The organism is Polaromonas sp. CG_9.5 (genome assembly GCF_035984465.1).
Lineage (GTDB): Bacteria > Pseudomonadota > Gammaproteobacteria > Burkholderiales > Burkholderiaceae_C > Polaromonas.
Genome location: NZ_JAXCHR010000024.1, coordinates 39,213 through 48,969, shown reverse-complemented (window position 1 = coordinate 48,969; position 9,757 = coordinate 39,213). Strand labels below are relative to the sequence as shown.

Below are 9,757 nucleotides of genomic sequence, written 5' to 3'. Positions count from 1 at the left end.
TTTGACCCTGCCGCATTCGACGTGGCCGAAATCAACCAGTGGCTCCACCAGACTGAGTCTTGAATTTCAATACGGGTACTGGGCGGACGCTTACTTTGCAGCTGCTCTCGTCTAAGGTGTTTGGCTTTTTGTCTTGCGTCCTTCTGTCTGCTTGCTGTGGTCATGACAGAACCTGACGTGGACACCCTTTTAGCAAGTCAGGTCTTTGTACCGTTTTCGAGCTTGGTACAAAGAAACCGGCTCCCTAGTTTTAGTTTCTTGAATCTGACCATCCAGATTCCAACATTCCAGTTTTTCCTTGTCGGACAACTTCCAGCGCTTATGGCGTTGCGCTCGTTGTTCCGGTGTTTCTCCAAGCAACGGTTTCAACCCTTCAGCCATGGCTTTGTTGAATTCGATCTTCTGCACGTCAGCGCCCTTTTTGCTTGTGCCGGAGATTTTGTCAAGCCCTTGAGTCGGCGTCGTGTCAACCACTTTGCCACCCACACACGGTTCATCGGAATAAGTTACTTTTCCTGCCGTGGTGCATTTGTAAGTGGGTGCGCTTTGCCCATAAGCCATGCCACTGACGGCTGCGATTACCAGCATTTTAAAAAAAATTTTTCGCATCTTCAATTGCCTCTTTTGGTAACGAATCCGAACGTCTATGGTGATGCTCTATGAGAAACGGTCAATCAGGCGCTGGAATGATGGACGCTACTTTTGCGCACGTTCACACGTTGGCGATTTCTGAATTTCGTCAAGATTTTCCGCGCTTGGCTGCTCGCCTGCAATCGATGCGGGAGGCATGTGGCAGTGGCGACGAAGGAAGGGGTGCCGCCGCAGGCGTTCGTCACCGCAGGGGGAAAGGATCGCACATCGACTGCAATGTGGCGCTTGATGTCTGAAACTTTCTTGCCTGCGTGATAGTCCTTGAGCATGTCTTCACGGTCTGCGCATCAACGACCAAAAGCTTTGTGCTGCGTTGCGCCCCAGTTTGCCCCGGGCGGTGCCAACTTGGTTTTTTAAAGCCAGCTCCAAAACGCTAATAACGTGCTGGTCGCGTCCACGACTCAAAGCCAAGATCGTGAACATGTTCTGAGCAACGTGCTAAAACGAAAACCGTTTCAGGGCAATCAAAACGTACCAAAAATCCAGCCATTTTGCTATTTTATTAATAGCTTCCAACAAATACGCAGTATGCGTATAAGTGAATTTTAATGCTTGAAAAGTGATTAGCATGTCAAAACCAATGCGTGCGAGTCACACCGATGCATCCGTCCGCCCACACGTCAGCCCGTTTCAGCGGGGCAAGTGTGTGCTGTTTTTTTCCTGCTGCTGAAGCTGGCGCTTGCGTTTACTCTTGTTTTTGGACTCGGGTTCAGGCGGCTGGTCACGCAGGGCTTGGGCAGCCCGTTGCTGCGCTTGATCATGCGCTTTTTTACGCTTTTTATCGCGGAAATGCACAAAGACACGCCCCAGCGCGAAGCTCACTGCGCCGCTGGCGGCCAAAAGAACCATGCTTGAAGTTTCAATTTCCATGATATGCGCCGCGCGTCAGTCGGCCAAAAACAGTGATTGCAGATCGTTCAAAAAATCAAAGCCGCGCTCGGTCGGACGGGCGTGGACAAAATCACGCGCAATCAGCCCCTTGCGCTCGGCCTCATCCAGCCCTTTTTGAATCGCCGTGAACGGCAGGCCGGTTTTTTCAACAAAGTCCTGCAGCTTGAAGCCGTCACGCAGCCGCAGGGCATTAAGCATGAACTCAAACGGCAAATCGGCGCGGCTAACTTCTGTTTCCTGCGTCACCGCATCGCCCGACAGCGCTTTTTCCATATACAGCTTGGGTTCCCGAAAGCGCACCTGCCGCACCACGCGGTGTGCAAAACTGAGCTTGCTGTGCGCGCCGGCACCGATGCCCAAATAGTCGCCAAACTGCCAGTAGTTCAGGTTGTGAAAACAGCGATGCCCCGCCTTGGCGTACGCCGAGACTTCGTAACGTTGCAGCCCCGCTGCCTCGGTCATTTCCGTGATCTGGTCGAGCATGGCGTAGGCCGTGTCTTCTTCGGGCACCACAGGCGGAAACTTGGCGAAGTAGGTGTTCGGCTCAATCGTCAGGTGATAAATGGAAATATGCGGCGGCGCCAAAGCCAGCGCCTGGTGCATGTCCTGCGCCTGGTTTTCGAGCGTCTGGCCGGGCAGCGCGTACATGATGTCGAGGTTGAAGGTGTCGAAGGCCTGCGCGGCTTCTTCTACGGCCGCAATCGCCTGGGCTCGGTCATGGACGCGGCCCAGCACCTTCAAATGCGCATCGTCAAAACTCTGCACGCCAATCGACAGCCGGTTCACGCCGGCGCTGCGAAAGGCCTTGAAACGATCTTTTTCAAACGTACCAGGGTTGGCTTCGAGCGTGATTTCGCAATCTGCAGTTAATTTAAGCCGGGCGCGAATGTCGCCCAGCAAGCGGTCGATGGCCTGCGGTGAAAACAGGCTGGGCGTGCCGCCGCCAATGAAAATGCTGTGCACCGTGCGGCCCCAGATCAGCGGCAGCGACGCCTCCAGGTCGGCCACCAGCGCATCGATGTAGCGCTGCTCGGGCATGTCACCGGCCATTTCATGCGAGTTGAAATCGCAGTACGGGCATTTTTTGAGGCACCAGGGCAAATGCACATACAGCGACAGCGGCGGCAGGCTTGCCAGTTGCAGCGTGCCGCTGCGCATGTAGTGCTGAACGTCTTTTTGGGTCATGAGGGGTTGGAGTCGGGTTTACAGCCAGCGTTCACGCAGCAGCGCAATCATCTGGCGCATGGCTTTGCCACGGTGGCTGTTGGCGTTTTTCACGCTGACCGGCAATTGGGCAAAGGTCTGGCCAAACTCCGGGACGAACATCACCGGATCAAACCCAAAGCCGTTGCTGCCGACGGGCGTCAGCGCGATTTCTCCGGCCACGCGCCCGCTGGCGATCAACGGTTCGGGGTCATCGACAGAGCGCACCGCGACCAGGGTGCTGACCAGGGCGGCGCGGCGCTGTTCAGGCTGCGTCAAGTGGGCCATCTGCGCCAGCAAGGCTTTGACGTTGTTGTCATCGCCCTTGGCGTAACCAAACTGGGTGGCATAAAACGCGGTATCGACGCCCGGCAAGCCGCCGAAGGCATCAACGCACAAGCCGGCATCGTCGGCCAGCGCCGGCAGGCCGCTGAGCGCCGACGCGTGGCGTGCCTTGGCGAGCGCGTTCTCGACAAAGGTGCGAAAAGGCTCTTCAGCTTCGGGAATCCCGAGCGCCGACTGGCTCAGCAGTTCAAGCCCCAGCGGCGCCAGCATGGCCTGCAGTTCGGCAAGTTTGCCCTTATTGTTGGATGCCAATACGATTTTCATGATGGGATAAGGTTCTAGCGCACGCCCCACGGGCACAAGCAGCTATTATTTTGATAGTTAATCCAGCGGCAGATTAAACCGCTCCCGGATAAATTTTTCGTCCCGGCCCGGCAGCGTATGCATTTTCTGCAGCGAAAAAGCATTGTCTTGCGCCGTGCCCTGCACTTGCACAAAATGTGCCTGCACTGGGCAGGCCGGCTGTGCGAATCAGATTTTTTTCGCTGCCGAACGGCGTATGGCTTCGTTGATTTCAGCGATGGAGCGCTCAATCGCCGCCTCGTCCAGATCATCGCCCATGCTGTCGGGCAAGCCCGACTGAAGGGTCGAGGCAAACCCGCCGCTCATAGTACTGTCGGCCATGCTGTGCGCGGTGGCCTCAAACGAATTGGGCGTTTCCCACTCCAGCGCAAGCGCGGTCACGTTGTCGCTGTGCTCGCCGCCTTTTCGCAAAGCGCTTTCGACCATTTCAGGCACGCATTCAGCCACATTCTTGCAAGACAGACGGCGCACGATTTCGGCATCGTCCAGGCTGCCCCACAAGCCATCCGAGCACAGCAGCAGCTTGTCACCCTGCAACAGGGGAAGCGGATCCGGCATGTCAAAAAAAGGTTTGGCGGACGAACCCAGGCAGGTAAAAAGAATGTTGCGGTTGACGGGCTCAAACTTCAAAAACCCGTCATTCGCTTGCTCCAGAAAAGAATGATCCCGCGTGCGCAGCAGCATCTCGCCCTCTCTGACGACATACAACCGCGAGTCGCCGCAATGAAGCCAGGTGACATGACCGTCTTGCAAAATAGCTGCTACCAGCGTGGTGCGCGGCGTGTCGAGCATGCCTTTTTCGGTCGCATGGCGCAGGATCCGGTGGTGCGCAGCCAGCAGCGCAGCAGAAAGAAATTCAGCCGGATTTTTGATGCTAGGTTTGGCCTCTTGCTGATACAGCCCGCAAATTGTTTCCAGGGTCAGCTGGGCGGCAACTTCGCCTTCAGGGTGGCCGCCCATCCCGTCGGCCAGCACCAACAGACATGAGGCGCGGGTGTAACAGTAGCCCATGCGGTCTTCGTTAAGCGCCCTGCCCCCAATGCGGGTGAGTTGAAAAACCGAAAATTTCATTTGGATCGGCTTCCCGGCGCATTTCCTTTAGGGGAATTTTTTTTGGGGTCAGCCGCGACACTGTCAAATTGCAGCCGAACGCGTTCTGCCACAGTGAGTTTTGTGTAGCGCCGCTCGCTTTCGCGACTCAGCTCCTTTTGCAGCGCAAACACCGACTGCGGACGCGACAGCGAATCCAGCGACATGCACCATTCAACAATCTCAATGAGGCTGTCGGAATACACGCCACGCAAACGGGACAAAGACAGCAAAAGCCGGTCTTTTTCAATTCGCTGGGGGGCATCGTTGGGCGGATAACCCTGCATGCAGGCGTAAATACAGGCACCAATGGCATAAATATCAGTCCACGGGCCCATGGAAGAATCGCGCCGGTACATTTCCGGAGCGGCAAAGCCAGGCGTGTACATGGGCCGGATGAAATTGCCCTCTTTGCTCAGCACTTCTCGGGCTGCGCCAAAGTCGATCATGACGGCGCGGTTGTCATCGGTGATGAAAATGTTGGCTGGCTTGATGTCCAGGTGCAGCATCTTGTGCTGATGCACGATGCGCAGCCCGCGCAGGATTTCGTCAAACAGCGAGCGAATGGTCGATTCGCGGAATACTTTGGGTTTTTTCAGGTCACGCGCCGTGATGATGAAGTCCTGCAGGGTTCCCCCCTCCAGGTAGTTCATCACCATGTAGACGGTTTCGTTCTCGCGAAAGAAATTAAGCACGCTGACCACCGAGCCATGCGAAATCTGGGCGAGCGAACGGCCCTCTTCAAAAAAGCTCTTGAGCCCCAGTCGGTAAAGTGACAGCTTTTCAGGCAATACCTGCGGCAACAACTCCCCGACAGCACGGCTGGCCAGAGACGAAGGCAAATACTCCTTGATCGCGAACTGCTGACCTTCGGTATCGACGGCCAAGTAAACTACACCGAATCCACCGGCCGAAAGCTTTCGCACAACACGGTAGCCGCCAATCACGGTATCGGGGGGTAAAGATGAAGGCTTGACCTTTGTCATAATTTTCCTGCGCAGGATGACAAACCTGTCATCCACACCCTTTTGTCTCTCTAGTAAGGCCTATAAGCTAATGTCAGTTTACAGCATGACAGGTTACGCAAGCGTGCAATCCAGCACCGCGCAGCCCACCCCGGAAACTGAACCAAGCCGAGATTTCAATGCCCGTCTGGGCGTTGAAATACGCTCTGTCAACAGCCGTTTTCTGGACTTGGCATTTCGCCTGCCCGATGAAATGCGTCAGGCCGAGCCCGCCCTGCGGGAGCTGCTGACGGGCCAGCTCAAGCGCGGCAAGGTGGAAATGCGTGTTTCGCTTGAAAGCGGATCAACCAGCAATCTGCGTGCGCCCTCTTCGGTTACCTTGCAGCGGCTGGGGTCTATCGAAGACACCATCAAATCCTGGCTGCCGCAAGCGGGTGCTCTCAGCGTGGCGGATGTCCTGCGGATTGCGACCAACGAAGACAAAAAACCACACGACCACAGCGCAGAACTCCTGCAGTTGGCCCAAAAAGCAGTTACGGAGTTGATGGCCGCCCGCGAACGCGAGGGTGCGCGTCTGGCCCAGATGCTGCTGGACCGTACCCGCCAGTTGCGCGTGCTGGCGGAGTCCGCCGTGCCCATGGTTCCCAAATTGGTGGAACAGCAAAAAAACCGCTTTCTTGAACGCTGGAAAGAAGCGCTGGCCGTCGGCGGCAGCACGATACTGCCAGAAATAGCCCACGACCGGGCATTGACAGAGGCAACTGCTTTTGCCATACGGATTGATGTGGCCGAAGAAATCACCCGCCTGGCCTCGCACCTGGATGAAATTGACCGCCTGCTGGCCGGCGGTGGAGAATTGGGCAAACGTCTGGATTTCCTGATTCAGGAACTGCATCGCGAGGCCAACACCCTGGGCTCGAAATCGGCCTCGCTGGAGCTGACGCGCGTGTCTGTCGATATGAAAGTATTGATCGAACAGATTCGCGAGCAAGTTCAGAACATCGAGTGACGCAGCGTCCCTTATTCACACTTAAATTCGTAGCAAACAACACTCGTCACGTATGGACTACCCCGGAAATCTCTTTGTTGTAGCCGCCCCCAGTGGCGCTGGCAAGTCAAGCTTGGTCAAAGCGCTGATGGAACTGGATTCAGCCATTCAGCCTGCGGTTTCCCACACCACCCGGCCACCACGCGGACAGGAAAAACATGGTCGGGAATACTTTTTTCTGTCGGCTGAAGAATTTGACGGCATGGTCAAGCGCGATGCCTTTGTGGAATGGGCCCACGTTCACAGCCACCGTTACGGCACGTCGCGCCATACTATTGAAGAGCGCGTCGCCTATGGCGCTGATGTCATTCTGGAAATTGATTTCCAGGGTGCCATCAACATCAAGCGGATTTTTGCGAATGCAGTGCTTATTTTCATACTTCCTCCCAGCTGGGAAGAGTTGCGCTCGCGTTTGCAGCGACGCGGCGAAGACAGCGATGAAGTGATTGAATTACGCCTTAAAAATGCAGCCATCGAGATGGAACAGGCGCAAAAATTCGACTTCGTTATAATTAATGAGTTGTTTGAACGGGCAGTTTTCGACCTGAAGACCATTGTTCACGCCCAGCGGCTGAAATACTCTGCCCAGCGACGCGCCCGAGCCGAGACCTTCAAGGCGCTTCACATTCCCTAAGTTTCCGATCATCCGAAAGAACATCATGGCCCGCATTACCGTTGAAGATTGCCTCGAAAAAATCCCGAACCGCTTTCAGCTGGTTTTGGCTGCCACTTACCGGGCACGCATGCTCAGCCAAGGCCATGCCGCAAAAATTGAAAGCAAGAACAAACCGGCCGTTACTGCTTTGCGCGAAATCGCCGCTGGCAAAGTGGGTCTGGAAATGCTGAAAAAAGTACCCAACTGAACGTCTTGAATCGCAGAAAAAAGCACCTGAACAAGGTGCTTTTTTCATTTCTGGATAGCCAGAAAACCACTTTTCCACGGATTTATTGATGTCACGATACATTTGAGGCATGAACGCATTGCACACGCCCGACGTTCCCCACGCGCCCTCACCTGCTGCAGCCAACGCCGCTGCAGCCAGCTTTGCTGCGCTTACCGAAAAACTCGACTACCTGAACGCAGCAGACATTGAAAGTGTCCGTCAGGCCTACCGCTTTGCCGATCAAGCCCATCTGGGGCAATTGAGGAACAGTGGCGAGCCCTACATCACCCACCCCATCGCGGTCGCCCAACAATGCGCCGAATGGAAACTGGATGCACAGGCGCTCATGGCGGCACTGCTTCATGATGCCATTGAAGACTGTGAAGTCACCAAGCCTGAGCTGATTGAGCGCTTCGGCGCACCCGTCGCCGAATTGGTGGATGGCCTGACCAAGCTGGAAAAGCTGGAGTTCAACACCCGGGAAGAAAATCAGGCAGAGTCTTTCCGCAAAATGCTGCTGGCCATGGCGCGCGACGTTCGCGTCATCCTGATCAAACTTGCAGACCGCATTCACAATATGCGAACGCTCGGCGATGCGCCGCGCTCCAAATGGAAAAGAATTTCCAGCGAGACATTGGATATCTATGCCCCCATTGCCCATCGACTGGGTTTGAACTCGACTTACCGGGAGCTGCAAGACCGGGCCTTCCAGCACTTGCACCCGTGGCGTTACACCGTTCTTACCAAAGCGCTGCTGCGCGCACGCGGGCGCCGGCGTGATGTCATCAAGCGCGTACAGTCCGAAGTCGAAGCCGTATTCGAAAATGCACATATTCCTGTGCGCATTTATGGGCGTGAAAAAACTCTTTACTCTATCTATCACAAGATGAGTGAAAAAAACCTGTCCTTTGCACAGGTTACCGACATTTATGGCTTTCGGGTCATCGTGCAAGAACTGACGGCCTGCTACAGCGCAATGGGCGTGCTGCATCAGCTCTACAAGCCCTTGCCAGGAAAATTCAAGGACTATATTGCAATTCCGAAGGTCAACGGCTATCAGTCGCTGCACACCACACTGGTCGGCCCATTCGGAACCAACATTGAATTCCAGATGCGTACTGATGCCATGCATATCGTGGCTGAGGCTGGCGTAGCGGCCCATTGGCTGTACAAGGCGTCTGATCCAAACAGTGATGCCTCGCAGCGACTCGGAACCAAGTGGCTGCAGTCCTTGCTGGATATCCAGCAGGAAACCCATGATGCTGCTGAGTTTTGGGACCATGTCAAGATTGACCTTTTCCCTGAAGCCGTCTATGTTTTCACGCCTAAAAGCCAGATCATGGCCATGCCCCGTGGCGCGACCATCGTGGACTTTGCCTACGCTATTCACAGCGACGTGGGTCACCACGCCATTGCAGCCAAAGTCAATGGAGAACAGGTTCCGCTGCGTACAGAACTGCACAACGGCGATGTGATCGAGGTTATTACGGCACCTGTTTCCACCCCGAATCCGGCTTGGCTGGGGTTCGTGCGTACCGGCAAGGCGCGTTCAAAAATACGTCATCACCTCAAAAGCATGGCGCTCTCGGAATCGCAGGAGCTGGGAGAAAAAATGCTGGCACAGGCGCTGCGGGCCGAAGGCATCAACCGAGAGCATCTGTCCCAGGATGACGAAGCCCACCACGCCAGATGGGAAAAAATACTGCGCTTTACCGGCAACCGTACGCGTGCCGAGCTACTGACGGATATCGGACTGGGCAAACGCATTGCCAGCATGATTGCCAAACGCATCGTGTCTATCCTGGCAGAAACCGGCGAAAAACCCGATGCATTACTGATGACCCGAGAGCGCTACATCGCGCATGAGTCGGTGGCTCAAGGCGGCTTGGTGCTCGATGGCAGCGAAGGGGCGTCGGTGCAATTTTCAAAATGCTGCTGCCCAATTCCTGGCGATGACATCATTGGCTATCTGGGACGAGGAGAAGGCCTTTTCGTCCACACCGATGACTGTGCGGTGGTCAAGCGACTGCAACAGCGCGACAGTGAACGCTTTATTGCAGTTGACTGGTCAGATGAGCCGTCGCGTACATTTGAAACCAACCTTCTGGTCACAGTTTCAGACGGAAAAGGAGTGCTTGCGCGTGTGGCGGCCGCACTGGCCAACGCTGAAGTCGATATCACCCATGTCGATATGGGGAAAGAGCCTGCAAACGGGGCGACCGACCTGCGTTTTATTGTGGCTGTACGTGATCGTATTCACTTGGCCGCAGCGATGCGAAATGTCAAACGGACACCTTCAGTATTGCGAGTGCAGCGCGCCAAAGCGACGGTCTGATTCGCTTGTTTTTGGCTGCTCGTTAAATCCTCGAGCGTAAAGC

At 55.3% G+C, this 9,757-nt stretch carries 10 protein-coding genes and 1 pseudogene; 4 read left to right on the top strand and 7 right to left on the bottom strand.

What is annotated here, in order from left to right; genetic code table 11:
• Window positions 1–189 precede the first annotated feature (189 nt).
• From RCH06_RS15420 to RCH06_RS15390, 7 genes and pseudogenes are all read right to left on the bottom strand, one after another.
• Window positions 190–609 (bottom strand): DUF4124 domain-containing protein, encoded by a 420-nt coding sequence (locus RCH06_RS15420; protein ID WP_327082349.1) that lies wholly within the window; start codon window positions 607–609, stop codon window positions 190–192.
• A 224-nt stretch (window positions 610–833) separates the two neighbouring features.
• A pseudogene (locus RCH06_RS15415) lies at window positions 834–1,026 on the bottom strand (IS5/IS1182 family transposase); the annotation flags it as partial.
• A gap of 255 nt (window positions 1,027–1,281) precedes the next feature.
• On the bottom strand, window positions 1,282–1,521 hold the full coding sequence (locus tag RCH06_RS15410) for a hypothetical protein (protein ID WP_327082348.1): 240 nt from the start codon (window positions 1,519–1,521) through the stop codon (window positions 1,282–1,284).
• 15 nt (window positions 1,522–1,536) lie between these two features.
• A complete protein-coding gene (hemW, locus tag RCH06_RS15405; RefSeq protein ID WP_327082347.1) occupies window positions 1,537–2,727 on the bottom strand; it encodes a radical SAM family heme chaperone HemW in 1,191 nt (396 codons plus the stop codon).
• Window positions 2,728–2,745: 18 nt separating this feature from the next.
• Window positions 2,746–3,354: an RdgB/HAM1 family non-canonical purine NTP pyrophosphatase gene (gene rdgB / locus RCH06_RS15400; protein ID WP_327082346.1), complete on the bottom strand. Its 609-nt coding sequence runs from the start codon at window positions 3,352–3,354 to the stop codon at window positions 2,746–2,748.
• Window positions 3,355–3,561: 207 nt separating this feature from the next.
• Window positions 3,562–4,464 (bottom strand): PP2C family protein-serine/threonine phosphatase, encoded by a 903-nt coding sequence (locus tag RCH06_RS15395; protein ID WP_327082345.1) that lies wholly within the window; start codon window positions 4,462–4,464, stop codon window positions 3,562–3,564.
• The gene (locus RCH06_RS15390; RefSeq protein ID WP_327082344.1) at window positions 4,461–5,468 is read right to left on the bottom strand and encodes a serine/threonine protein kinase; all 1,008 of its coding nucleotides are present in this window, start codon (window positions 5,466–5,468) and stop codon (window positions 4,461–4,463) included. The genes RCH06_RS15395 and RCH06_RS15390 overlap by 4 nt, the downstream gene beginning before the upstream one ends.
• Window positions 5,469–5,538: 70 nt before the next feature.
• Here RCH06_RS15390 and RCH06_RS15385 point away from each other — a divergent pair, with 70 nt between their 5' ends.
• From RCH06_RS15385 to RCH06_RS15370, 4 genes are all read left to right on the top strand, one after another.
• Window positions 5,539–6,456 carry a YicC/YloC family endoribonuclease gene (locus RCH06_RS15385; protein ID WP_327082343.1) on the top strand — a complete coding sequence of 306 codons (918 nt, stop codon included), beginning with the start codon at window positions 5,539–5,541 and terminating at the stop codon, window positions 6,454–6,456.
• Window positions 6,457–6,508: 52 nt separating this feature from the next.
• Window positions 6,509–7,129: a guanylate kinase gene (gene gmk, locus RCH06_RS15380; protein WP_327082342.1), complete on the top strand. Its 621-nt coding sequence runs from the start codon at window positions 6,509–6,511 to the stop codon at window positions 7,127–7,129.
• 25 nt (window positions 7,130–7,154) lie between these two features.
• Window positions 7,155–7,358 (top strand): DNA-directed RNA polymerase subunit omega, encoded by a 204-nt coding sequence (gene rpoZ / locus RCH06_RS15375; protein ID WP_131419118.1) that lies wholly within the window; start codon window positions 7,155–7,157, stop codon window positions 7,356–7,358.
• A 109-nt stretch (window positions 7,359–7,467) separates the two neighbouring features.
• Window positions 7,468–9,714: a RelA/SpoT family protein gene (locus RCH06_RS15370; protein ID WP_327082341.1), complete on the top strand. Its 2,247-nt coding sequence runs from the start codon at window positions 7,468–7,470 to the stop codon at window positions 9,712–9,714.
• The last annotated feature ends 43 nt before the right edge of the window (window positions 9,715–9,757 follow it).

What these genes read in the sequence shown, in the direction of transcription:
- RCH06_RS15385 (WP_327082343.1), top strand. Translation starts at nt 5,539, where the DNA reads ATGTCAGTTTACAGCATGACAGGTTACGCAAGCGTGCAATCCAGCACC.
- RCH06_RS15420 (WP_327082349.1), bottom strand. Translation starts at nt 609, where the DNA reads ATGCGAAAAATTTTTTTTAAAATGCTGGTAATCGCAGCCGTCAGTGGC.
- gmk (WP_327082342.1), top strand. Translation starts at nt 6,509, where the DNA reads ATGGACTACCCCGGAAATCTCTTTGTTGTAGCCGCCCCCAGTGGCGCT.
- rpoZ (WP_131419118.1), top strand. Translation starts at nt 7,155, where the DNA reads ATGGCCCGCATTACCGTTGAAGATTGCCTCGAAAAAATCCCGAACCGC.
- RCH06_RS15390 (WP_327082344.1), bottom strand. Translation starts at nt 5,468, where the DNA reads ATGACAAAGGTCAAGCCTTCATCTTTACCCCCCGATACCGTGATTGGC.
- RCH06_RS15370 (WP_327082341.1), top strand. Translation starts at nt 7,468, where the DNA reads ATGAACGCATTGCACACGCCCGACGTTCCCCACGCGCCCTCACCTGCT.
- RCH06_RS15410 (WP_327082348.1), bottom strand. Translation starts at nt 1,521, where the DNA reads ATGGAAATTGAAACTTCAAGCATGGTTCTTTTGGCCGCCAGCGGCGCA.
- rdgB (WP_327082346.1), bottom strand. Translation starts at nt 3,354, where the DNA reads ATGAAAATCGTATTGGCATCCAACAATAAGGGCAAACTTGCCGAACTG.
- RCH06_RS15395 (WP_327082345.1), bottom strand. Translation starts at nt 4,464, where the DNA reads ATGAAATTTTCGGTTTTTCAACTCACCCGCATTGGGGGCAGGGCGCTT.
- hemW (WP_327082347.1), bottom strand. Translation starts at nt 2,727, where the DNA reads ATGACCCAAAAAGACGTTCAGCACTACATGCGCAGCGGCACGCTGCAA.